This window comes from Streptomyces colonosanans, from assembly GCF_001866645.1.
GTDB classification, from domain to species: Bacteria; Actinomycetota; Actinomycetes; order Streptomycetales; family Streptomycetaceae; genus Streptomyces; species Streptomyces colonosanans.
Genome location: NZ_MLYP01000025.1, coordinates 26,187 through 49,904 on the forward strand (window position 1 = coordinate 26,187; position 23,718 = coordinate 49,904).

Genomic DNA, 23,718 nt, shown 5'->3' on the forward strand with positions numbered 1-23,718 from the left:
GCCACCCTGCCAGCCGCCGCAAGCAGTTCCGGCTTGCTGACGGCGTTTCCCACGGCTGGAACGCACAGCGCCCGCAGCCCGGCCGATGCGCGCATTGCGTGCGTGGTGCCGCGTGCTGCTCATCCGCGTCGGCGGCCGTACTGTGCCCGGGCGTCGATGGTGTGCCCGGCCAGGTGGGCGAGGACGGCGTGGTTGGCCTCCCAGCCGTCGGCAACCTTGGAGGCGGCTCCGGGGTGTACGGGGTCGTTCGAGGGGTGAGCGTCGAGGAGTTCGGCGATGCCGACGCGGGCCACGACGATGCAGGCATGGCGGTGTCGTGAAGTGAGGACGCACAGGCGGCCGGCTTCCAGGTGGAAGGCGGAGGCATCGCCGCGGCCGGAGAGGGGATGCAGGACGATGGTGACGCGGAATTCGCAGCCCTGGAGTCGGTTGGCGGTGTCGACGGTGATGCCGTGCAGTTGAGGGTAGTGGCGGGCCAGGAGCGCGCGGATGTGGTGGGCCTGGCTGCGGTGGGCAGTGCCGATGGCGACGTCACCCGGCAGCAGGACGTGGGCTTCGGGGGTTTCCCCGCAGGTGGTGATGGCGCGCCGGGCCAGCAGCCGCTCGGCGATGCCGAGGACGGCCTGGAAGGCTTCGATGTCGTGCGGGCCGGTGATGCGGGCGGGCAGTTCGAACAGTGCCCATCCGGTTCGGGCGGCGTGTTCGATGACCTCGTCGGTGGGGGTACGCATGCCGCGGATGGAGAACGTGAGGGTGCGGTCGGCTTCACGGCTTCCGGCGTGGAAGGGCGTGAAGGGGTAGAAGGCGTCGCTGATCAGGGGGACGGCTGAGGGCGGCAGGCGCCAGGACACGGGCAGGGAGTGGACGGGCAGGTCGCGGTTGTTGGCGAGCAGGACGGCGACCGCGCTGTTCATGGGGTCATGGAACAGGCCTTGGAAGCGGTCGGTTTCGACCGCGGAGAAGGGGTCGAGTTGGCCGGGATCTCCGACGAAGAGTGCCCGGTCAAAGAGGCCGGCGGTCCACAAAAGCATGTCGGAGCGCATCTGGTAGGCCTCGTCGATGATCGCCCATGGCCATCGGCGGTCGGTGACCGTGGCCCATTTCATGGCGGTTCCCACGATGACGTCGGCCGTCTTTTCGAGGGCTTCGATGCGGGTGCCGATCTGGATGCCCGGATGTGCCTGTAGGTCGTGCGGGACTGTGTGTTCCGTTGCGGTGAGCCGGGCGGTGCGCAGATGCGGGTGGTGCCGGGCGAATCGCCGCACGAGATGGTCGACCTGGCTGTTGGTCTGGGCGATGACGGGGCAGGGGGCGCTGGACTGCGCGAGGGCGTCGGCAGCTCGGGCGACCAGGGTGGATTTGCCGGCGCCGGGCGGGGAGTCCACGACGATTCCGCGGTGGGTGAGCGTGGGGAGCTGCTCCAGGATGGCGCGGGTGGCTTGGTCCATCTGCTGCGGCGGCGATGGGGGCTGGTGGGGAGGTGTCACTGTTCTTCCTCGCCCTCGCCCTCGTTGCTGTGGTCCGGATGGTCGGCGGGAGGCCCGCCGTGGGTCCAGGGTGTCTGGTCTCGTGCGGGGAATTCCGGCATCCGGTAGGGGTCCGGTGCGATGGTGAACACGAGGAAGGCACCGGCTTCGGGCAGGACGTCGTAGTTGGGACGGTCGGCGTGGCCCATGCCCGCGGTGATCTCGAGTTCGACGAGAGTGTCGTCGTCGGCGGGAGTGATCTCGCAGATCTTGTAGCCGGCCTTGCGGTAGGCGTGGCAGGCCAGGAGCTGGCCGGGTTCCATGCGCAGCAGGTCCGTGGTGGACACGGTGAACCGGGGCCGCCATTGCGGCCGTCCGGTGGGCCCGCGAAGGGTGTGCTTCGAGTCGATCGCGGTGACGGTGCCGCCGAAGGCTTCGCCGGTGGTGCGCAGTTCGGCTCGTGCGAAGGGGTCGTCGGCGGCGCGTTCCGCGGCGAAGGCGGCAGCTCCGTGTTCCATGCGGGCCAGGCGGACGGCGGCGGCGACGGCTTGGTCGCGGGCCGGCCGGGGGCGCCCGTCCTGGGCCAGGTAGACGCATTCGTCGGTGAACACGGTGCGCTCGTGGTCCCAGCGGCGTGTGCTGCTCTTGGCTTCGGGGAGGGCCTGCAGGAGTGTGTAGGCCTGCCACATCAGATCCCATGTGGGGTGCAGGTAGGCGGCCAGCAAGCGTTCGAGTTCTTCCAGGGTGCGGGCCTGGTCCTGCCCTTGGGCCCGGGCACGGGCGTAGGCATCGAACAGGGGCGCCAGGTGGTCGTTGTCGAAGGCGGCGTCGGTGGCTGGTCCCGCCGGGCGGTGGGTGGCCGGGTCTTCTGCCTCGTATGCGGCATCGCGTCCCGAGGCTGCGTGACGGGGCGGGTCGATCCAGGCCAGCAGAGTGGCCAGATCCTCGTCCTCCTGGGGGCTTTGGCCGGTGACCCAGTGCATGCTGAGGAAGCTGGTCATGGGGATGAGGGCGGCTGAGCCGGGGATGTCGGCGCGGTCGGTGAGATAGGTGAGCCAGTGTCCCAGGCGCTGGACGGCTCGGGAGTCGGGGTTCTGGTCGTCGACGCGGCGGAATCGCAGGTCGTCTCCGAGGACTTTTAGGTGCTGCACGGTCTGGGGGTTGGGAACGAGGATCTGAGGGGCGTCGGTGTAGCGCCGCCGTGCTGGCTTGTTGTTGATGGCGGGCAGGTGTTCGCTGTGCCGCTGGCAGGCGTCGATGTATGCGGTGACGGCGTCTGCCAGGGTGGCGAGCATAGAGGTGGTGCTTCCTGAGGGCGGAGCGACCAGGAGCTGAGGGCGGTGCGGGTCGGTGCCCAGCATGACGGCCAGTGGTCGTGCGGCGGGGCCGGTTCGCGTCATCGCCAGCAGCATCAGCGGCTGGTCGCTGAGGTGGAGGTGGCGCAGTTGGCTGGCGCGTAGGGCGTTGCCGGTGTCGGCGGCTCGCATCTTCAGCAGTGAGGTGAGCAGGCTCATGCGATGCCTGTTTGAAGTTCTGCGTAAATGCGCTGTGCTTGCTGCAGGGCCTGGGTGATGTCCTTCTGGTCCCGTGCCGGGTGCAGTTGGCCGTCGGTGAGGGCCAGGGCCGTGTCGATGGTGTCGATTCCTGCCAGGTCGTCGCGGACTTTGGTGCCCAGGGCCGCGGTCCTGCGCTGGTTGCGGGCCTCGGTGCGGCAGTGGAAGGCCAGGTCGCAGTGGTGGCGGCAGCCTGGGGTGTAGCGGGCTGGCACGGTGGCGAGTGCGGCAGCGAGTTCACCGCGGGGCCGGGTCGGTTTCCCGTCGGGGCCGGGGGCCAGGTCGAGGGTGGTGTGGGGCGGGAGCTTGTCCAGCAGTTCGGGCAGGCGCCTCAGTCTGCCGAGGTGGCGGCTCAGGGACTTGATCTGCTGGTAGGCCTTGTAGGGCGTGGCGGTGGGGTGCTGGGTGAAGTTGCGGGGGTTGACCAGGATCACGGTGTCGGAGACACGCTCTGGTGGGAGACCGTCGTCGGCGAGGAGTTCACGCAGGGCCAGGACGTAGGCGGCGGCCTGGGTCAGCGCTGCGTCGACCTTGAGGGGGTCGGACTGTCCGTGGATGACCGGGAAGGATTTGATCTCCACGACGTGGAAGACGCCGTCGCGATGAAAGGCGATGATGTCGGGCTCGAGGTAGGCCTGGTGGCCGGCGACGGTCAGGTGCAGTACGGGGTGGTCGAGCAGGGTGCGGTGCTGGCTTGGCCTGCGGTGTGCTGCGCTGAGGATGCGGGACCGGGTGTGGGCGTGGCGTAGCTGCAGGGAAGACTTGTCGTCGTCGCTGCCGACGCTGTTGACGTCCTGGTAGGACGCCTCGGGCAGGGTCAGGGCCAGGGCCTGGCGGAGCAGCGGCACGAGGGGTGCTCCGGCTTGGGCGGTGACCTTGTGTTCGAAGGCGAGGCCGTAGTCGAGGGCGAGCTGGGATTTTCTCAGCGGCTGCGGCAGGTTGAGGTGGGCGGCGAGGGCGGCTTTGTCGATGCCGGCGGCGTCTATCAGGGAGCGGCGGTCGCAGGTCGGGTTGGCGGTCAGCGCTGCCAGGGTTCGTGCACTGTGCGGGATGGGCGGGGCGGTTCCGCGTAATACGCCCAGTCGTGCGTCGAGCGAACTCACTGTTCTTCCTTGGAGGGGCAGGGCACAGCCGTGCAGGTCGTAGGAGCGGGTTTACGAAGTACGGCGCAGGCGAGAGACGTTGCGCAGGATGTTGCCGAAAATCTGCTCCGCGTCGCCGAGTTGCTGGCGCGCGCGCCGGGCCGCTTCGGCGCGGGTGTCGGCGTCGTCGTCGGCGTGGATCTCCAGTTCCGCTGCAGCGGCCCGGCGGAGCGCGTCCAGGTCGAGCGGGCCCCGGGTGGTGTCGCCGTGAATGTTGCGGCTGTAGTGCAGCAGGAGCTGCTGGAGTGGCTGGGGCAACTCGGTTTCGCCGACGAGGTGTTCCGCGGCGTCCGCGAGCCGCAGGGCCGAGGTGAGGAAGTGGACGCGCTGGGTGAGTGGTCCCACTAGGCGCTGCTCCAGCGGCCAGGTGCTCAGGGCGAGCAGTGCGCGGGCCGGGGAGAGCAGGTCGAAGGTCAGTGCGGGACAGATGTAGTAGGCGCGGGCGTAGGGGGCGGAGCGGAAGGAGCGCTCCTCGTCGCGGCGCAGGGTGGTCAAGCGTGCGGTGTTCAGCGGGCCGGAGAAGAACGCATGGTGGACCTGGCTGAGCAGTTTGGGCGAGGCGGGGACGGTGAGCAGGGTCAGTGCCTGGTGGACCTGGTCGCGTACGGTCAGGCCGCTCGGGACAGTCTCGGCGTCGGTCGGGGCGGGCGCCGACTGGACCGTGTCCGGGCTGCCGCTGTCGCTGATCCCGCACAGAACGTTCCAGGCGCGTTGAGTACGCGTCAATTCCTCACCCAAGAGGTCGACTTGGGCGGAGTCGTGTTGCGTGAGCGCCTGCCGGATCGCTTCCTGCAGCTGTTGCATGTGTTTCTCGAGAGCGACCAGATGCTCGTCCATGCTCGCATGCTAGCAGGGTTCCGATGGCGCCCAGTTTTCTTCCAGTGATTTTGGTGTAGTGTCCCGGGCTCGTAAGGCACCACCGGTGCCCTCCTACGCCTCGCTTCCCAGAAGGGCGCATGAAGGCATGAGACTGCTCCACACCTCCGACTGGCATTTAGGCCACATCTTTCACGGGCACCCGCGCGAAGAGGACTTCGACGCCGTGCTGGCCGAGATCGTGGCCATCGCCCAGGAAAGCCGGCCGGATCTGATCGTCCACAGCGGCGATCTGTTCCACCACTCCCGTCCCACCATCCGGGCCATGTCGCGCGCCATGGGCACCCTGGTCGAACTCGCCGCCATCGCCCCCACCGTGGTCCTGGCCGGCAACCACGACTCCCCCGCGTACTTCGAGTTCTTCGGCTCCATGAATGGCCCCTCCCGGGGCCGGGGCCTGTTCTTCGCCGACCGGTTCCGCCCGGCGGAGGACGGCGGTGTCCTCACCTTCGACGCCTGCGGCGGTGAGCAGCGAATCCGCCTGGCGGTCCTGCCGTTCGTGCATCCGAACCGCTTCTGGCAGCACTCCGCGACCGGCACGTCGTACGCCGACTACGCCGAGGGGATGCGCGAGCTGCAGGCGGAGCTGATGAGGGCAATGCACGAGGGGTACCACCCCGACCGGGACATCTTGCTGTTCGCGGCTCACGTGTACGTCACCGGCGCCAAACGCTCCCCGAGCGAACGGGCCGTGGACGACGGCTTCGAAACCGGCCCCGAGAATCTTCCGGAGGTCTCCTACGCCGCCCTCGGGCACATCCATCGCCCGCAAACGGTGCGGGGCGCCAAGTGCACCGCCCGCTACGCCGGGAGTCCGCTCGCCATGGACTTCGGCGAAGCAGACGAATCCAAGAGTGTCGTGATCGTCGACGCCGATCCCGGGCGACCGGTCAGGGCCCTGCCTCGCCGGCTCTCGAGCGGACAGCGCCTGACGCGCTTCACCGGAACCCTCGACGAACTCAGGGCCTCAGCTGCCCAGTACGACGGGACCTTCCTCAAACCGGTGATCACCGGCGAGGAACCCGACGGAGTCCTCAGCCACAAGATCGCCGAGATCGTCCCGGACGCAATCCTCATCAACCCCGCACCGGCACGAGAGGCGGCCGCCGAGGCTGTCATGGACGGTGACCCCGGCGATGAGCCGGAGCTCCCCGACGCCTTCCGCGCCTACCTGGCATCCGAGGGGCTGAGCGGCGCTACCGCAGAATCCACCGTCACCGCATTCACCCACCTTCTCAACGAGCTCGACGACGAGACGCTGCCCCCGGTCCTGGCCGAGGAAATGCTCCGCGCTGCGCTGGAAAACACCTGGACGGAGGCGTCGTGAAGCCCAGCCGGCTCATCGTCAGCGGAATGCGCAGCTACCCCGGCACCTGCACCATCGACTTCACCGGGAAGCGCCTGTTCGCCATCCTGGGCCCTACCGGCGCCGGCAAGTCCACTCTCCTCGAGGGGATCACCTTCGGCCTGTACGGCGCGAGCTCATGGTCGAACAAACCCGAGGAAGCCTACGAGCTGATCAGCACCGGCTGCCCCAGCATGCACGTGACGTTCGAGTTCTCTGTGAACGGCCGCCCGTGGCGGGTGCGGCGCACCCTGTATGCAAACCGCAAGAAGCCGCAGGCTGTTCTGGAGTCCATGACCGAAGGCAGCGCCGACCTGCGGGTCGACAACATGCGCGCGGTGACAGAAGCCGTCACCCAGCTCATCGGGCTGGACTGGAAGGGCTTTGTCAGCACGGTCCTGCTGCCTCAGGGGAAGTTCGACACCCTGCTCAAGGCGAACAGGGGCGACCGTGCCGACATCCTGCGGCACGTCTTCGGCATCAACGAACTGGAACGTGTCCGCAAGCACGCCAGCGTTCGGCTGGACCGCTTGAGCGCGGGCATCCTCGACGCCAGGAGCGCCCGGGCGGACCTCCTGCGATATCCCCAGGATGTCGCCACACAGGCGGCGCTGGATGTGGAGCGTACTCGTGGCGTCGCGGCAAGCCGGCGCGAGCGGCTGGCCGCTCTGCGCGCGGCACAAGGGCGGGCCGTCGCACACAAGCACCGCAAGGCCGGTCTGGACAAGGCGGCACGGCTGCTGCGTGAGCGCAGCGTCCCGGATGCGGCTGTCACGCTGGCCACGCTGGCCAAGGTGAAGACGGAGCTCGATGCCGAAGCCGCAACGCAGGAAGAGACCGGACGCGATCTGAGCCTGAAGCTGGACTCGGCGCAGGCCGCCCTGGAGGCGGCCACGCAGGCCGGTGACACGGTCCGGTCCCTGTCCAGTGCGGTGACTGTGCTGTCCCACCTGCCGGGCCGTACAACCGAGTTGGACGCCCTGCTGCAGCGGCTTGAACAGGAGCAGCTGCAGCACGGCGAACATGAGCAGGAGCACACGCAAGCACAGCAGGAGCTGGCCGAACACGAGCAGCGCCTAGCGGTCCTCGTCGAGGAAGCCGACCTGGCACAGCACGCCGTCACCCAGGCCCGCGCACACACCGACCAGATCCAGGAGGCCGTCCGGGGCCCGCTGCAGGAAGCCACCGCCGCGGCGACACATCTGCAGTCGGCCAACACGACGCTCGAGACAGTCGAGGAGCAGCGCGGCCGCGTCGACAGGCTGGAAGCTGAGCTGCGCGAACTGCGCAGGGCACGGAAAGAAGCTGAGGAAGCTCTTGCTGCAGTGCAGCGCGGCGAAGCAGCCCACACGGCAGGTTGCGCTCTGGCGCCAGGAGACGCCTGCCCGGTCTGCATCCGACCCCTCCCAAGCAACTTCACTCCCCCGTCCCCGTTGGACGGCAAGGCGCTTGGGAAAGCCAAAGGCAAGCTCACCAAATCCTCAAAAGCCGTGAACACAGCCGTAACCGCCGCGGCGGAGGCAACAGCCCAGCTGAGCACGGCCGAGCAGACGGCCCAGAAGCACCAGCGCGCACACCTGGCCGCTCTCGAGCGCATGGACACTTCACTGCTTCAGCTGCAGGAGCTGGTGGACGCGATGCGGTCGAACGTCGTGCCGGGCGTGGCCACAACTCTGGACACGCTGAGCCGGCAGACGGCCGTGCAGGCGCGTGCCCTCGCGGGCAGCGACCCCAAGATTGGGGTCCAGATCACCCGTGCGGTCAAGGCACTCGTCCAGCCGCTGCGCGATACGGAAGCAGAAACGCTCGCGGCCCACACGAGCGCTCAGGCAGAGCTGGCGACGGCGCAGGCCGAGAAGGAGGCGGCCCGGGCCGACCTCAAACGCCAGCGCGGCCGCTTGCAGCGTGAACGCAAACGGCTGGAGAAGACCCAACTGCAGTATGAGAGCGGCCTGCAGACACTGCTGACCGAGGTTACCGGCCTCCCGGCCTCGATACGACCCGCCCAGGACACACCGCAGGACCTCCCCTCCCCAAAGGACATCGCCTCATCGCTGGAGACAGCCGGTCAGCGCCTCGCACAGCTCGAACAGACGGCACAGGCTCGCGACGAGGCACAGCAGGCCCTCACCGAGCACGCCGAGCACCGGCAGGCCCTGGACGGACGCCGCCAGCGCAAGGTTGAGACTCCCACCCGGAATCTCATCAAAAAGCTGGAGCGTTGGGCGGACGCCGCCACCGATGCCGAAAGTCTCCTTGGCTGCGAGGCGCCCAAGGAACTACCTCCTGCCCCCGACGGATCCGACCTGGCCTTTGTCGACGCCTACTACCTGGCCCTCGCCTCGCTGAGTCAGCAACTGGCGGGCGCACTGAAACAATCCGGGCAGCGGGCCATGGACGAGATCCACGCGTTCGAGAAGGAACTCACCCTCCAAGCCGGGGCCGCCGCCGACGAAACCGACCATGACCCGGGCTTCCCGGTGCCGGAAAAGAGCGACCTGCTGGCACCCGCCGTTCTCGACCCGCTCAGCCGCAAGACAAGCGACGCGGAAACGGCGCACGACAAGGCCAAGTCCGACCTGCGTACCGCGCAGTCCCAAATCCCCTACGCCGAGGCACTGGACGCTGCCATCACCGCCGCGGAGGAGCAGGCCGTAGCGTGGAGGAGAGTGAGCGAACAGCTCACCGACACGAAGTTCCTCACCTATCTCACAAAGCAGCGCACCCATTCGCTGCTCCGCTACGGAAGCAGAATCCTCCAGCAGATCTCCCCAGGGCTCTATGCGTTCACCGAGGACTTCAAGATCGTGGAGTCCGCCACGAATCTCACGCGCGGCCCAGAGACCCTCTCTGGCGGGGAGAAATTCCAGACCTCCCTCGCGCTGGCACTGGCACTCGTGGAACTTCACAACCGCAGCAACAGCAAGCTGGAGAGCCTGTTTTTGGACGAAGGGTTCGGCTCGCTGGACTCCGACCGCCTGGACACCACCCTTCCCGTCCTGAGCGGCACTGCGATCCGGGACAAGACCCTCGCGGTCATCAGCCACCTGTATCCAGTGGCCGACGCCGTCGAAGACGTGCTGTTCGTCGAAAAGACCGCCAAGGGCTCCACTGCCACCTGGCTCACAGAGCAAGAACGCGCCGCAGTCATCCGCGACGGGATCCGGCGCCTGCTGGAACACACCTGAGCAACACCGGGTCGGCCAGCAGTAACGCCAGGAGCCCATCCGCCCTCGGGACAGCCTCTTTGGAAACCGGTGGCTCTCCTTCCTTCCCTGCGCCCGGCCAATCCCGTGCTTCCTCCCGGCGCATCCGGACACCCTGGAAGCCCTGCGGCCGGCGCTGACAGGCATGCAGCTCAGCGCCGACCGCGGTCATCCGCCCCATGGCGCCATAGCAGGACCGGCCGGCGCCGGGCCGTCTTTGATGTCCCGGCGCAAGAGTCTCCTTGGAGCAGCCGGGCCATCAAGGAGCACGCCCCGTCTCGCAAAGTCCCCGACGTTCGTACCCGGCGCGGGCTTACGGCTCTGCCGTGCCCGCCTTCCCTGGCATGACGCCGTGTCACGGCGATGACGACGGCCGGGGAATGCCCGTGCCGTCCACCCTCTGTCACCGCCAACGCCCGGGGTAGGCACGGCACTTCTGACCCTTCCACGATGCGTATCCATGTAAGGAGCAGACCCGCATGAGTGACTCTTCTGCCAGCACGCAGGGTGCCTACAAACCGGTGTTCACCGCCCGCTCGGGGCGGCTGGCCGCGCTGCCGCGGCTGCTGTCGCTGGACCAGAGCGGCGAGCTGACCAGCGCGCACGTGAAGCTGGTCGCCACGGCCGTGGGCCGCTCGGAGCGGGCGGTGTGGCGGTGGGTAGCCACCGCGCGCACCACCGGCCACGTCGATGCGGCGTCCCGGACACGGTTCAGCGTCACCCCGGAGCTGCGGCGGCTGCTGGTGGTGTGGGGAGGCAACGCCTCCGCCGTGCACCGTGAGTTGCAGCAGCGGGCCCTGGCCGATCCCCGGCTGCCTGCGGCCCCGTCGCTGTCGACGATCCACCGGGCGCTGCGCCGGGACCTGACGCCCGGGGAGCGGGCCGGGCTCGCCAAGGGGGAGGCCGCCCGGCGGGCCTTCGACGTGTTCGGGCAGCGCCCTCCCACGCACCGCAACGCCGCCTGGGAGGGCGACCACAAGTGTGTGCCCGTGCGGGTGTTGCTCGAGGACCAGCTCGTGCAGCCCTGGGTGACCTGGTTCATCGACTGCCACACCAAAGTCGTCACGGGGGTGGCAGTGACGCCTCACGCACCCAGCGCGGATGCGGTGCTGGCGGCCCTGCGGATGGCCCTGGACCGTGCCGAGCCCTTCGGGCCGGCCGGCGGCCTGCCGGGCCTGATCCGGGTGGACCGCGGCAAGGAGTTCCTGTGTGCCACCGTGGCCTCGGCCCTGGGCGCCTTCGCCGTGCCCGTCGTTGATCTCCCGGCCTACAGCCCGCATCTGAAGGGCACCATCGAGGCGCTCAACGGTGCGGTCGAGGACATGCTGTTCGTCTCCATGCCGCGCTACGTGCACCGGCAGACGCTCACCGGCGGCCGCACCGCGGATCCGGACGAGCCCGCGCTCTCCTTTGAGGCGTTCGTGGAGCTGCTGCTGAAGTGGGTGCACTGGTGGAACACCGAGCACCAGCCTAGGGCGCTGGGCGGCCGCACCCCGATGGAGGCGTGGCGCTGCGACCCCACTCCCCTGCACAACGTTGCCGCCGAACAGCTGGCCCATTTCGGGCTCGAGGACGACGGACGCACCCGCACCATCACCACGCAGGGCGTGCGGTGGCGCAACCGCCACTACATCGCCCCCTGGATGGTCGGCCAGGCCGGCGTCCGTGTCGCGGTGCGCCACCTGCCCCATCACGACATGACCATCGAGGTCTTCGGCCTGGACGGCGCGTACCTGGGCAGCGCCGTCCTGGCCGAGGCGGCCAGCGAGGAGCAGGTCCGCAAGGTCCGCAACGCCCGCACCGCCAAGGCGCGGCGGCTTCGCGCGGACATGAAGGCCGCGGCGCGGCTGCGCCGCGAGCGCTTCGAGGCCGTCACCACCGCCGCCCCGCCCGAGCGGCTGGGTGCGCTGACCGAGGCGGAGGCCGAGGCAGAACTTGCCGACTCGGCCGCCACGGACCTGCGGCGGGCCGATCCCGACTACATCCCGCACCAGCCCGTCCCGGACGGCTGGGCCCGCCCGATCCCACCGGCCGCGGACGGGCCGGAAAACGACACCCCCGAGGAGAATGCGTGAGCGGCGACATGGACTACGGCAGGCTGCCCGCAGAGGACGAGGACCACTTCCACCGCCTCGATGCGCATCTGGTGGCCACCGACACGCTCATGACGACACTGGACGACGTCCAGGCGACGATCGACGCCAAGGCCATGATGGTCGCCTACGGAGCGGCCGGATACGGCAAGACGATGTCGGTGAACTCGGCGCTGCGCAAGATCGCCCCCGACAACACCTACCGCCTGGAGCTGCGTTCGGGGCCGACCCCCCGCGACATCCGCCACGGGCTGTTCCACGCCCTGGGGCTGCCCGGGGAACCGCCGACCCGGCCGATCGAATTCGACACCCTCCTGAAGGAGACGCTGTCGCAGACGTTCCGCGTGCTGGTGTGCGACGAGGCCCAGTGGATGGGCCGCAGCTCGTTCGAGTACTGGCGCCACCTGTGGGACGACCGCAACACCGACATCGCGGTGATCTTCGCCGGCGGCGACAACTGCTACAAGGTCCTCAAGCGTGAACCGATGCTGGCGTCACGGATCTTCATCTGGCAGAAGTTCACGCGCATGCCCGAGGACGAGGTCGTCGCCACGCTGCCGGCGTTCCACTCCCTGTGGGCCAAGGTTGCCCCGCAGATGATCCGCAACATTGACCGGGCCGCGGCCCACGGCAACTTCCGCAACTGGGCCACCATCACCAAGCACATGCTCAACGGCATGAAGATGAAAGGCCTGACCGAGGTCAAGCAGGACCTCGTCAACTGGGTGTACAGCAAGCTGGGCGGCATGTAGCAACGGCCGCGCATGCGCGGCGGCCCGGCGAGCCCGGGCCGCCGCCACAACCTTGCGCGCCGTACGGACCAGCCTGGCGCCTGGCCGGTCCGGGGCGGTGTGGCGGCGCGCGGCCGGGAGAGGGCGGTGGCAGTGGCGTACAGCGACGTGACGATCGTGGTGGACGAGCCGGACGACCTGTTCTACACCCGGGCGGCGCTGCACGCCCACCGGCCCGCAGAAGGCCGCATCACCGTGCAGCCGACACCGGCCAGCGCAAGTCCGGCCGCGCTGGCGCACGACATGCTGTACGCGCTGGGCAAGCGGCTGGCCCCCGGGCCCAACTCCCCCGATGTGTGGCTGGACTCGGTGAACGCGGCCTGGCTCGCCGCGGCTGCCTGGGGTGTCGCGATGGGGGTGCGGCACGTTGTCGTGCCCCGGGCCCACCTGCTGACCATCCGGCGCATCGACCAGCTGCTCGCCTGGCATGAGTCGACGGGGGCCCAGCTGACCCTGCTGTGGCAGAAGGCCCCGCGCGGACTGCCGCCGGCGCTGGCCCGCGTGGAGCGCCGTATCAGCGGCCGGGACCGGTTCGAGGCGCTCCTCGCCGAGCCGGGACCGATACCCGCGCCCCCGTCCTTGCCTCCCGCTCTCCCAGCGACGGCGATGGCGGTGGCTGCGAGGCAGTCATCCGCCCCGCAGCCGCGTGGGACCCGGGCGGCGCCGAAGAGGCCTCACCCCTGTGCCGGTGCACTGGCGACGGCTCAGTTGGTCCAAGCCGTCCCTGCCATCGGGGTCGCATCTGAGGGGTCCGCCGCTCTGGCCGCTCTCGTGCACCCGCTTATCGCTGGAGCGCTGAGTGTGCTGGCCTTCACCCAGACCGGCCTGGGCAGCCTGCGCTTCACCCGCGACCTCGACATCTCCGGCGACGTCTGCGTCATCAAGCTCCACGGGGCTGGCCATCGGCACTGCCCTTTGCATGCCGTGCCTGCCTGGGCACGCCCGCTACTGGCCGGCGCCCGCGCCCACCACCGGCTGATGGCCCGCTCGCCTAGGGAGAGCGTGTTCTCCCCTGTCATGCTGGCCGAAGCCCGGCATCTGCGCGCGCACGCCGGACGTCTGCCTCAGCTCGACTTGTCCCTGCTCGCCGGCATCCTCGTCCCTTGAGCCGTGCGCAGCAGTCGCCCTGCGCCAAAGACGCGGCAGCGTGTTGATGCCGTGTTCGCAGCAGGCCACCGGCTGGAGCAGGAAGGCCGGGGGCCGGGCACGCCCGGCCCGACCCGAACCTACCTGCTGGCCGCTGCCCGCTTCTGGGAGGTCAGGAACTGCCGGACACGTGCACGGCTTTCAGCAGACCGGGGAGTGCGGGGAGGACTTCGTCGTAGAGCGTCTCCTGTTCGCAGCCGTGCCCGTCGGTCCGGGCGATCTCTTCGGCCAGGTCGCGCAGGGCCTCGATGCCGTCGCACGCCAGCTGGGCGGCGAGCTTGCGGTTCTCCTTCAGTTTCGTGGGCTCCTGGCGGTACTTGGTGCCGCCCCGGTAGAGGTCGACGCTCATCGCGACGGGTGTGACGGGCCGCCCGATGCGGTCGGCGAGGTTGCCGATGATGCGGATGCCGTGGGCGTCGAGGTCGCCCCATGCCGCAAGGGGCAGGCCGTCGAGGCCGCGGAGGAATTCGGCCAGGCCGTCGGTCGCATAGCCCTTGCCCCAGATGCACAGCCAGGTGTCGGCGATCTCCGGGATCTTGCAGACCTGTTCGAAGGTGTCCTCGTTCTCGACCAGGAAGACGCCTCGGGCGTCGCAGGAGATCATGCCGAGGGCGCGGACACCGCGGGCGGGAAGCGCGAGCCAGGGGTGGCAGGCTGCCGCGTCGGCGATGACGGTACCGACGCGCCACTGCAGGGGGCCACGGATGCGTAGTTCGGTGTCGGCCTTGTCGACGGCCTGGTCGAAGGGGATGCCGATCAAGTTGGAGAAGGCCTGCTGCCGAGCGGGGGTCCAGGCGCTCTTGGTGTCGCGCAGGCTGCGTCCGGCGAGCTCCTTCGCGGTGATCTTGCGTGGTGCGCCTTGGGCGGGCCACCAGACGCCGGCGGCCCGGATGGCGATCTCGTATACCCGCCAGTCCTCGGCCCTGGTGGCGGTGTCTTCGGGGATCTTCAGGACCCGGCCGGGCGGGGTCGTGGCCAGCAGGGCGTGCTCATGGGCGAGCTCAGGGATGCCGGACATGATGTCGAGGAGCTCGCGGTGCAGGTCCTCGGGGTGCTGGCGGCCCTGGAGTTCGGCGAGTTTGTCCTCGGCGAGTTCGGCCCATGACCGGGTCAGGGTCCATGAGCGCGGACTGTAGCCGGTGGCGTTGACGACGTCGCAGCGCAGGATGACGGCGCCGCAGCGGATGAGGTCGGCCACGATCTGCCAGGCGTTGTCGCCGAGGTCGGCCTGGATGGTGGGCCAGCGTTTGGCGGTCTTGGTCTGCAGGACTTTGATCAGTTGTCGGGTGGTCAGGGTGGGTGGCGGGTCGTAGGGGCTGACGGGATGGTCGGCGACAAGGTCGACCTGCCGGGGGCTGACACGTCGTCGGCGGTCTCGGGGGACGCGCACGCGGATCGTGTCGTCGCTGTCCTTGGTGATGCGCGGCAGGGTGACGGCGGTGATGCCTGGCGGCAGGTTGCGCAGGGGAACGGTCTCGCGGCCGTGTGCCTCGCCGATGAGGAGTGGAGGTTGGGGGGTGAGGTCAGGCATGGGCGCGTCCTGCGGTGATCCAGTCTTCGGTGACTTGGGTGCGGGCGCCGTTGCTGTCGAAGGCCCATGCGCTGGTGGGCTGGTTGATGATGTCGGCTGCTGATGCGTGGACGAACCACAGCAGTTCCCCGCAGACGTCGGCGGCGTCGGCGAGGACGCTGTCCTGGCAGGTGCCGAGGATGGTCAGGTGCTGGTCGCGTGCGACGTCGCGCAGGGCGGTGAGCATGTCCTTGCGGTTGACTTCCCCGAGGCTGTTGCCGAGTTCGTCCAGGATCAGGACTCTGCCCTGGGTGTGGGAGTCGGCCAGGAGCGCCGCGAGGACGAGCAGGATGGCGTGCACCTTGACCTGGGCGCTGTTGGCGTTTTCTCGGTAGGAGACGTATCCGCCGCTGCGGGAGCGTTTCCATCGCGGGATGACCTGCCACTGCCAGTCCCCGGCGCCCTGGGGGCGGACGCTGATGTGCTCGAGTTTGGCTCCGTGGCCGTCGCTGCGCAGGTCGAGGTCGTGGAATGCGGCGCTGATCTGAGCGAAGAGGCCGTCGAGGTGCTTTTCGATCATGTCCTGGAGGGTTTCCAGGTTGCGGGCGCTGGTGGCGACGCCGTCGGTGAGTTCTGCGATCGCCTGCTGTCGGGCGTGCTGGTCGTGGGTGATGCGCGCTGCGGCGACCTCGTCCTGGTCCCGATGGCCGGCGAGGCGGTTGTCCAGCGGGGCTGCCACGTCGGCGAAGGTGAGGGAGGGGAGGCTGGCGGGATCGGTGTCGGCGAAGGACTGCATCATTTCCTGGCCCGTGCGGAGGTCTTGGCTGACATCCGCGCCCGGGGTGCCGTCGACGCCGTAGTGCTCGTAGGCCCGGCGCAATTGGTCTTCCGATTGTCGGCGCAGGGCTGCCGGCCGGGAGGAACGGGTCTGGTCCGATGCCTGGTCCAGGAGGCGGGTGGCGTCTTCGAGGGTTGCGCCCCACTGCTGCTGCCACTGGGATGCGGCGACCTGCTCGCGCTGGCGTTCGAGGGCGGCCAGGTTGCGCTGGCGTTCCTTGAGCGCCTTGCCGGCCCCTTCCAGGGTGAGCTTTGCGCTGGTGAGGAGCTGCTTGTGGGAGGCGTGCCGGGCCACGGCGTCCTGCCAGACCTGCTGGAGCTCCTGCTCGTCGCGAGCGGCGTTGGCGGAACGGCCGGCGAGATCGTCAATCTTGGTCTGGAGGCCGATCTCCTGGGTGCCAAGGTGCGCGAGTTCTTCAGCCGCCTGGGCAGCTGCGTGCAGGGTCTGGGCCAGGGTGAGGGCAGCGGTGGCCGCGGTCATGGCTTCGGTGGCCGCGGTGCAGGCGTGCTCGGCGGCTGCGAGGTCGGCACGAGCCTGCCGGAGTTGGGCTTCGCGTCCGGCCAGGGCAGTGGGGAAGCCGCCGGTCACGGTCAGCGCCAGTGCCTGGTCACGGACGGCCAAACCGTCGGACGAGGGAATCAGGCGCTGTTGGAGGGTGGCGAGGAAGCGGGTCACGTTCAGGATGCTGTGAATGCCCTCAGGCAGGGCTTTCTGCCCGGTGTCGGAGGAGATGATCTGGGCGCCGGGCAGAGCGGCATGCAGCAGGCGGCGGGCCGTGTCTTCATGCTCGGGTTCGACGACGATCGCGTCCTGCCAGGGGGCCAGACGCGGTTCCCACTCCGGGCGGGCGGCCTCGTCCACGTTGAGCTGGTCGAGCAGGCCGTGCGCACGGATGCGGTGTTCGCCCAGCAGATCGATGGCGCGGCCGGCTTGACCGCTGCGGCCCTGCTCGACGTCGTGCAGGTGGGTGCGAGCACGGGTGACGGCGATCTCGGCTTCGTCGCATTGCAGCTCTGCCTTGGCGTGCTCGCGTTGGCGTTGGTCCAGGCGGGCGGCCGTGGCGGTGCAGTCGCTGCCGTCCCAGCCCTGCACCGCAGGCAGCAGGGTGGCTCGCCGACTCCGCAGCATCGCCTGTTGCGTAGTCAACTCCGTCATTTTCCTGGACAGTTCGCCGACAAGTTGTCGGGCGTCGGACCATGCCTGGTGGGCTGCGCCTCTTTGGGTGGCAAGTTCTTCGGCGGACCCGAGCAAGTTCAGACGGTCCTCGGCGTCCTGCACCAGGACCGCGGCTGTCTCGGCGGCCTGCCTCTCCTCCTCCACGAGCGCGGCAACGCGCTGGTCACTGTGGTGGGCGTCGCGGTAGGAGGCCGCGAGGTAGCGGTGCCATACCTCGTGGCCGCGCTGGAGGGCGAGGCGGGCGGTCTCGCGGGCGCGCACACCGCTCATCACCTGTTCTTCGGCGAGCAGTGCCTGGGTGTGCTCGGTCTGGGCCTTCTCGAGGCTGATCCGATGCTGCAGGGCCTGGCCGCGCAGGTCGTCTTCCTCCTCCAGCAGGGGGGTCATGCCTGACAGGGCGATCAGGGACCGGCCGATGTCGTGGGGCTCCATCTCGGTCAGCTGCTGGCTGAGCAGTGAGGGCACGGGCGGGCGCAGGGCGGTGTCGAGGTAGGTGAGGCAGCGCGGGGCGGTGCCGTAGAGCTTCTCGGCCATGGCGCGGGCGGACAGGAGCTGGCGGGTGCCCAGCTCGCGCCACAGGGCGTCGGCCTGGATGCTGCGCTCGTGATCGGTGGGGGCGTCGGCGACGTGCAGGCCTTCGGTCCAATTGGCCTGCAGGTAGGGGGTGGTGGTCGCGATGCGGACCCAGACGGTCAAGGGGTTCGCGGCCGGTTCGTTAGGGTGGGCGAAGACGCCGACGATGTAGCCGTGGGTGACCGGGGACGCCTGGTGAGCCTGGTCGACGCCTGCTGCGTCGGGGCGGAACAGGATGCCGCTGGCGTGCCGGCCCCCGTTGGTCTCCAGGCGCCACTGCGGATCGGCCAGCAGCAGGGAGACCGCGATGAGGAAGCTGGTCTTGCCGGAGCCGTTCGAGTCGTCTTTGGGGCCGAGACCGGAGACGGCGATGAAGGTCTCCGGGACGATCGGGACGGCGTGTGCCGTGAGCCGGGCGATGTCGAAGGCCTGGACAGCGATGAGCTGGCGGTCGCCGACGATGCCCCGGGACGGGTCGGAGGTGGGCGGGGGGGTCATGATCTGTCATGCACCTCGTGATCAAGAGCAGTGGCCGTCGGCGCGGTGGGGCGGGCGCGGCGCCGGCGGATCGATTCGGCGAGAGCACTGTCGGGATCGGCGAGCAGGATCAGCTGTTCGAACAGTTCGGCGCCCACAGCCGGCGTCAGCCGCAGGAACTGGTGGCCCAGGACGTAGCCCGTTCTGGTCCGGCGGACCAGGTCGGCGTCGGTGAGGCGCTGCAGCGCGCTGGTGAGAACGACGTCGGACACCTGGCAGCCCCTTAGCTGGTCCCTGGGCACGGGGGTGCCCTGGGTCCACAGCTGCTCGGGCAGGGCGGTGCCGGACGCTCGGGGAATGGCGACGCTGAACAGCAGGATCAAAGTGAGGACGGCGCGGTCGTCGCGCGGCAGGACTCCGATTCCTTCGTGCGCCAGACGTTGTCTGATCTCGTCGGTGTAACCGGAGAGGTAGCCGCCGCCGACCGCGAGCAGGGTGCGTCCGGATGCGGCCAGGACCTGTTCCACCACGATGCGCAGCGGGATCTCGGCGAGGGCACGGTAGTGGACGGATGGTACGGGGATCACGGCGGTCTCCACGGCGCAGACCGCCGCTCGGACATCGGCCCGCCGGTTGTGGGACAGGGCTTGCAGTGCCGGTACGTCCACGGGCTCACCCCTTCCTCGGAGCGGGCAGGATGTCGTAGCCATTGCGCAGTTCGGCCACATCGCGCTCGGACCACAGCGCGACCATGGGGCCGAGGCGGATCATGCCGTCGCCGACGTCTGCCGCGAGGTGTCCGCAGGCGCGCAGGAACCGCAGGGCCGTCAGGAAGTGCCCGGTCTGCCCCAGCACGGCCGCGCCGTCGCGGGGCGCGAGGGTGTCCTGGAGAGGAGTCAGGGCGGCGAGGACGTCCTGCTGCGAGGCGGGTTGTCCCGGGTACAGCGGCTGGCTGGGGTCGGGCCAGCAGTGGCGGATGCAGCAGGCCAGGGTGAGCAGGCGGACGGGCGAGGCGGTTCGGTGGACGTCGCTGTCGCCCAGCGAGCCACTTGCCGGTTCCACATCGGGAGCCCAGCCGGTCATCAGCTCCTGGGTCCCGTCGGGGGTGACGACATCGACCAGCTGGCGCTCCACATCGTCGGCGGCGCAGCGCAGCTGGGTGAGTTCTGCGCGGTCCGCCGGGACAGGGACCGTGCGCAGGGCTCGGGCCCGTGCCAGCAGGTAGGGGTCACTCATGGGGGCTCTGCGGTGCGGCTTCGGTGTCGTCGTTCACGTCTTGTGGGCTGTCGGGAATGCGGTACACGGTCACCGGCGAGGCGTAGGTGACCGGTCCTGCGGCGTCCACGATGACCTCGCGGGAGATGTCGAGCATGAGTGGGATGGCGGGGTCGGCTGCAGCGCGCAGCATGTCGACCAGGTGCTTGACCGCTGCCTGCCAGGGCAGGGCACGCAGGCGGGCGGTGACGTCGGCTTCGTCCTTTCCGGCCATGAGCAGGGTCACGGTGGCCTCTCGCCGCTGCCGTGCGAGCGCGGCCTTGGCGCGTGCGGTCTCGACCGGATCCGGGCCGAGCGGCTGCGTCGGGGGGCGCGGCAGGCGCTGCCGCGGCGGCGGGGGCTGGTGGTCGGCTGCGGCGGTGAGGATCTGGCCCGTGGTGATCTGGACGTGGGGCGGATCGAATACGGTCGTGGCGAACACCTGCGCGAGCGTTTCCGTGGAGGAGCGAAGGGCCGCAGTCAGGTACTGCTCGGGTAGGAGCATGCTGAAGTCGCGCCGGGTGGTGGCTTGTTGCATGAGCCGGTCGTGGAACTCGTGGACGGCTCCTGTGTAGCGCAGGGCTTCCCGGATCAGGCGGGTGCCGCCGGAACGCAGTGCGGGGTACTGCTCGGCGACGGCATGGACGAGGTGCTTCGCTTCCTCGAGCGATGTGGTGTGGGCGTGGTGGTGACGCTGGCCGAGCAGTTCTTCGATGGGCCTGGTGCGCACCAACCGCAGCAGGTGGTTGGTGTAGTTCGCAAGGCTCCGCCGGGCCTGGGCGATCTTGGCGGCCAGTTGTTCCTCGGTCAGGGAGCCGTTCAGGAGGCCTTCGCGGGCCCGGTCCAGCAGCATGGTGATCTCCTGGACACCGCCGGCCTCCCCCAGGCGCTCGTACACGAGCAGTGCGGCACCACTGGTCGGGTTGAACACATACCGCTGGTCGTATGACTTGCCGTGCAGCGATTCCAGCAGACGAAGTTTGATGAAGACCCGGAATCTTGAATCGAACTCGTCGGCGGAGGCCACCGCGGCGCAGGCCTGGGCTATCTCCCCGCGGCTCAGGCCGTGTTCGGAGCCGAAGTCGCCGAACACGTCCCGGACGGCCTCGGCGATGCGCAGTGCCACCGGATCGCGTGTCACTGCGCTCGGTGCAGCAGCGACCGGTGCCACGAATGGCGGTATGTGCTCTAGACCCTCCGCGTCGTCCTCCTGCTGCACGGAGAACAAGTCAGGCTGATCCGGCAAGTCCCCCTCCACTCCCGCATCACGTGCGTCCCTGGACCAGCATGACCGCTACCGGGCTCAAAAGGCCTGGAAACCACAAAACTTGTCTTTGTCCTTCCCCAGCCCCAGCCGCAGCAGTGAGCGTGTGTCAGGCGCATCGGGATCGCCAAGGTGTCTATCGTCCGTCGCGCTGGAGCGGGGCCTCGCGTCGAGCCTGGCCGTCCCGGAAGGGGTGCGGGCCGGCCGGCAGGCCGATTTGGCGGGCACCCGGCTTCATGTCCTGGCAGCGTCAGGAGGCTGTGGCAGCGCCGGTGGACGGGGGCGGTCGTGGCCGGCCGAGGGGCCGTCGGGATGGTCGTGGATCCAGGACAGTCCGCCCAGGTCCAGGCGTTGGCGGGTGCGGGTGACCGCTACATAGGCCAGGCGGGCTTCGGCGTCGTCGATGGGATCGGGTGTCGGCGGGGGGCCTGTCTGCTCGTCGGGCGTGTTGTCCTTGAGACGGGCGAAGTCGTCCGCGATGAGCACGCGGGACCATTCACGCCCTTTCGCCTTGTGGGCGGTGGAGACGGTGACCTGGGCGTGCGGCTCGGGGGCAAGGTTGGCGACGGCCGTGAGGATGGCCTCGGTGCCGTAGGTGTCAACAAGGTTGACCAGGGGCTGCAGATCGCGGCCAGCCGGGTCGTGGGCGGCGTAGTCCTGCAGATCGCCCCATGAGGGGAAGAGGATCAGTTCGGGGTGGTGGGTGCGGCGGCCTTCCTTCAGGTCGCGGGCCGCGAGCGCCAGGGCCTGCAGGCTGTCCCCTCCCCCGGCCAGGGCGACCCGGTAGCCGGCTGCCATGAGGGTCATGACCTGGGCCATGGCGCCGACGTTGGTGCGGCACAGCACGGCGTCCGGGTGGGTGACGGGGCCGAGTTCGGTGGGCACGACGGGGGTTCCGGTGAGGCGGATGGGGGCGTCGGCCAGGCGTAGCCAGCGGTTGGCTTCCGCGGCGAGGTCGGGGCCGAAGCGGAAGGACTGGGACAGCGTCAGGTGGGTGCCGTCGAAGCCGGTCATGACGTCTTGGGCGCCGCGCCAGTGGTAGATGGCCTGGGCGGAGTCGCCGACCATGATGAGCTGGGCGTGCTCGCGCTGGGCGAGGAAGATCTGTTCGACGACGGGGTTGGTGTCCTGGGCCTCGTCCAGCAGCAGGAAGTCGGCCGGGATGCGCGGCCGGGTGAGGGCCCAGATCTTGAGGTAGTGGTCGTGGTCGAAGCGGACGGCACCGTCGTCGGGGTGCTGCAGGTCGGCCCAGGCTTTGCAAGCGAACGGCACGAGGTGGGTGGCGAGTTGGGTGTGGAGGTCGGGGTCGTCCAGTCCGCGCAGGCGGGGGACGTGGTGGCGTGTAATGGTCTCATCTGCGGTATGGCAGAAGCGGGTGACGGTGCGCAGAGCGGCGTTGGACAGGGCGCGTTGGGAGATCTCTCGGTCTCCGATGCGGATGGCTTTGGTCAGGCCGAGGGCTTGTCCGGTCTGCCAGGCCGGGCGGCGGGGGGCGTTGAGGCGGCGGGTGTAGCGGTGGCCGACGGCGGCGTAGGCGAGCGCGTGGGCGGTCTTGCACTGCACGGTGTTCGGAAAGCGGGTGCGGGCGTCCTGGGCGATGGCCCGGTTGTAGGCGAGGTAGCGGCCGCGGCGGGTCGTGGCGCGGGCGAGGAAGGCGAGGGTGGTGGTCTTTCCGGTGCCGGCACCGGCCTGCAGGGCGAGGTGGTGGCCGGCGTGGAAGGCGTCGGCGGCTGCCGTCTGTTCGTCGGTGGGGTTCACGGGGTGGGCCTCTCGGGGAGCCGGGTGAGTGCGTGCCCGACGGCGGACAGCAGGTAGGCGGGGGTGGTGTGGGCCAGCAGTTGGGACACCGCGCGGTCGAGGCGGTCGGTCTCCCGGTCGGCGTGCTCGGCCAAGGCCTGGCGCACGGCCAGTTCCAGGAAGCGCTCGGGGTTCTGCCGGGCGCGGCGGGCGTCGGCGGTGAGGGCAGCGTGCACGGCGGGCGGGAAGGCGACGTTGAGCAGCACGCTGTGGTCGGCGTCCGGGTAGTGGGTAGTGATCACGTCGATGGGCAGCCGGGTGCCGAGGCGGTAGCACAGCCGGTGGGCGGCGCGCTGCGGTGTCTTGGCAGCGACGAGGGCCATCAGGCGGGCGGCGTCGTGGTTGGCGGCGAGCGGCAGCAGGCGGGCGGCACGGTGCAGGACGGGCGGGGGCAGGGGGCGGGTCAGTGTGATTTCCAGAGCATGATGGGGCACGAGTCATCCCCTTCGGTGCGGGCGGGGCGGGGGTGGGGCAGCCGGGTGTGGATGTGTGCCGCGTGCAGGAGGGGGTCGAAGGGTTCCCAGCAGGCCAGGCGAGGTCGGCGGCGCCGGGGACGGCGGCGTGTGCCGGACAGCGCTGGGTGCGCCAGCGCAGCTGTTCGCCGTAGGAGAGGTGGCTAAGGTCGTAGATGGCCATCAGGGCATCGGGCAAGGCAAGTTGGCCGTGCCGGGCGGTGGTGGGCAGCAGTTTCCACATCCCGGCCGGGCCGACGGAGGCGAGAACGGGGTTGGGGCAGCGGTGACGGTGGCGGGTCTGGGCCACGCAGCGCAGGTCCTCGAGCCGCTGCTGGGCGAGGTAGCGGCACAGCAGCAGCTGGACGACGGGGCGGTCGGGTCCCCCGGTCGGGGGGACGGGCTGCGGGGTCGCGGGTGGGGCGGGGGTGAGGACCCCAGTGTCGATGAGGCGGCGGGTGCGAACGGCGAGTTGGCGGCGGATCGCGTCGATGCGGGGGCCGGCCTGGCAGGTGGGGGTGCGGTGGGGGCAGAGCACGGCATGTGGGATGCGGCACCAGGCGCTGTTGTCGCCGTGCGGGTAGGCGATGCCGCCGCTGAGGTGCCAGCGGCAGGATTCCGGGACGTCGGCGGTGGCCAGTTCGGCAGGGTGCAGGGCGATGGGCCGCTCGTCGTGGCGCTGGTAGAGGTCGATGCGGTAGCCGCATCGGCGGCAGCGGCCGGTTTGGCCGGCGCGCAGCAAGCGGCTGGGGCTGGTGG

At 69.7% G+C, this 23,718-nt stretch carries 16 protein-coding genes and 1 pseudogene; 5 read left to right on the forward strand and 12 right to left on the reverse strand.

Translation table 11 applies throughout. The features are described from left to right. Positions 1-119 precede the first annotated feature (119 nt). Genes BIV24_RS09775 through BIV24_RS09790 form a run of 4 tightly spaced genes read right to left on the reverse strand, consistent with a single transcriptional unit; the run spans position 120 to position 4,998 of the window. Positions 120-1,487: an AAA domain-containing protein gene (locus tag BIV24_RS09775; RefSeq protein WP_079168122.1), complete on the reverse strand. Its 1,368-nt coding sequence runs from the start codon at positions 1,485-1,487 to the stop codon at positions 120-122. After that, on the reverse strand, positions 1,484-2,980 hold the full coding sequence (locus BIV24_RS09780; protein ID WP_071365829.1) for a hypothetical protein: 1,497 nt from the start codon (positions 2,978-2,980) through the stop codon (positions 1,484-1,486). Before BIV24_RS09780 ends, BIV24_RS09775 begins: the two co-directional genes overlap by 4 nt. Further along, the gene (locus BIV24_RS09785; RefSeq protein WP_071365830.1) at positions 2,977-4,122 is read right to left on the reverse strand and encodes a nuclease-related domain-containing protein; all 1,146 of its coding nucleotides are present in this window, start codon (positions 4,120-4,122) and stop codon (positions 2,977-2,979) included. The genes BIV24_RS09780 and BIV24_RS09785 overlap by 4 nt, the downstream gene beginning before the upstream one ends. A 51-nt stretch (positions 4,123-4,173) precedes the next feature. Further along, a complete protein-coding gene (locus BIV24_RS09790) occupies positions 4,174-4,998 on the reverse strand; it encodes a hypothetical protein (protein ID WP_071365831.1) in 825 nt (274 codons plus the stop codon). A 127-nt stretch (positions 4,999-5,125) separates the two neighbouring features. Between BIV24_RS09790 and BIV24_RS09795 the strand changes: the two genes are divergently transcribed. The 5 genes from BIV24_RS09795 (at position 5,126) to BIV24_RS09815 (ending at position 13,579) form a co-directional block, all read left to right on the forward strand. Further along, complete coding sequence (locus BIV24_RS09795; protein ID WP_071365832.1) at positions 5,126-6,364, forward strand: metallophosphoesterase family protein; 1,239 nt, start codon at positions 5,126-5,128, stop codon at positions 6,362-6,364. Further along, entirely contained in the window at positions 6,361-9,570 is a 3,210-nt protein-coding gene (locus tag BIV24_RS09800) for an AAA family ATPase (protein ID WP_071365833.1), read from the forward strand. The genes BIV24_RS09795 and BIV24_RS09800 overlap by 4 nt, the downstream gene beginning before the upstream one ends. Positions 9,571-10,067: 497 nt before the next feature. Next, a complete protein-coding gene (locus tag BIV24_RS09805; protein ID WP_245766729.1) occupies positions 10,068-11,663 on the forward strand; it encodes a Mu transposase C-terminal domain-containing protein in 1,596 nt (531 codons plus the stop codon). Continuing rightward, positions 11,660-12,433 (forward strand): AAA family ATPase, encoded by a 774-nt coding sequence (locus BIV24_RS09810; RefSeq protein WP_079168123.1) that lies wholly within the window; start codon positions 11,660-11,662, stop codon positions 12,431-12,433. Before BIV24_RS09805 ends, BIV24_RS09810 begins: the two co-directional genes overlap by 4 nt. Before the next feature lie 126 nt (positions 12,434-12,559). After that, positions 12,560-13,579, forward strand: coding sequence for a hypothetical protein (locus BIV24_RS09815; protein WP_143064581.1), 1,020 nt, complete (start codon positions 12,560-12,562; stop codon positions 13,577-13,579). A 151-nt stretch (positions 13,580-13,730) separates the two neighbouring features. Here BIV24_RS09815 and BIV24_RS09820 read toward each other — a convergent pair whose 3' ends face one another. The 8 genes and pseudogenes from BIV24_RS09820 to BIV24_RS35175 all read right to left on the reverse strand — a co-directional run. Continuing rightward, positions 13,731-15,149 carry a Wadjet anti-phage system protein JetD domain-containing protein gene (locus BIV24_RS09820; protein WP_071365835.1) on the reverse strand — a complete coding sequence of 473 codons (1,419 nt, stop codon included), beginning with the start codon at positions 15,147-15,149 and terminating at the stop codon, positions 13,731-13,733. After that, positions 15,142-18,213: a coiled-coil domain-containing protein gene (locus BIV24_RS09825; RefSeq protein WP_071365836.1), complete on the reverse strand. Its 3,072-nt coding sequence runs from the start codon at positions 18,211-18,213 to the stop codon at positions 15,142-15,144. Before BIV24_RS09825 ends, BIV24_RS09820 begins: the two co-directional genes overlap by 8 nt. Further along, the gene (locus tag BIV24_RS09830) at positions 18,210-18,860 is read right to left on the reverse strand and encodes a hypothetical protein (RefSeq protein WP_245766730.1); all 651 of its coding nucleotides are present in this window, start codon (positions 18,858-18,860) and stop codon (positions 18,210-18,212) included. Before BIV24_RS09830 ends, BIV24_RS09825 begins: the two co-directional genes overlap by 4 nt. Before the next feature lie 4 nt (positions 18,861-18,864). Further along, positions 18,865-19,428, reverse strand: coding sequence for a hypothetical protein (locus BIV24_RS09835; protein WP_071365838.1), 564 nt, complete (start codon positions 19,426-19,428; stop codon positions 18,865-18,867). After that, positions 19,421-20,572, reverse strand: coding sequence for a hypothetical protein (locus BIV24_RS09840; protein ID WP_245766731.1), 1,152 nt, complete (start codon positions 20,570-20,572; stop codon positions 19,421-19,423). Before BIV24_RS09840 ends, BIV24_RS09835 begins: the two co-directional genes overlap by 8 nt. 372 nt (positions 20,573-20,944) lie before the next feature. Then, positions 20,945-22,468, reverse strand: a complete 1,524-nt coding sequence (locus tag BIV24_RS09845) for a UvrD-helicase domain-containing protein (protein WP_071365840.1) — start codon at positions 22,466-22,468, stop codon at positions 20,945-20,947. Then, complete coding sequence (locus BIV24_RS09850) at positions 22,465-22,941, reverse strand: hypothetical protein (protein ID WP_071365841.1); 477 nt, start codon at positions 22,939-22,941, stop codon at positions 22,465-22,467. Before BIV24_RS09850 ends, BIV24_RS09845 begins: the two co-directional genes overlap by 4 nt. A gap of 520 nt (positions 22,942-23,461) precedes the next feature. After that, positions 23,462-23,701: pseudogene (locus tag BIV24_RS35175) on the reverse strand (DUF6083 domain-containing protein); the annotation flags it as partial. Positions 23,702-23,718: the final 17 nt, after the last annotated feature.

Excerpts from the sequence above, each read along its gene's own strand:
- BIV24_RS09825 (WP_071365836.1), bottom strand. The coding sequence starts at position 18,213 with ATGACCCCCCCGCCCACCTCCGACCCGTCCCGGGGCATCGTCGGCGAC.
- BIV24_RS09805 (WP_245766729.1), top strand. The coding sequence starts at position 10,068 with ATGAGTGACTCTTCTGCCAGCACGCAGGGTGCCTACAAACCGGTGTTC.
- BIV24_RS09790 (WP_071365831.1), bottom strand. The coding sequence starts at position 4,998 with ATGGACGAGCATCTGGTCGCTCTCGAGAAACACATGCAACAGCTGCAG.
- BIV24_RS09835 (WP_071365838.1), bottom strand. The coding sequence starts at position 19,428 with ATGAGTGACCCCTACCTGCTGGCACGGGCCCGAGCCCTGCGCACGGTC.
- BIV24_RS09795 (WP_071365832.1), top strand. The coding sequence starts at position 5,126 with ATGAGACTGCTCCACACCTCCGACTGGCATTTAGGCCACATCTTTCAC.
- BIV24_RS09820 (WP_071365835.1), bottom strand. The coding sequence starts at position 15,149 with ATGCCTGACCTCACCCCCCAACCTCCACTCCTCATCGGCGAGGCACAC.
- BIV24_RS09780 (WP_071365829.1), bottom strand. The coding sequence starts at position 2,980 with ATGAGCCTGCTCACCTCACTGCTGAAGATGCGAGCCGCCGACACCGGC.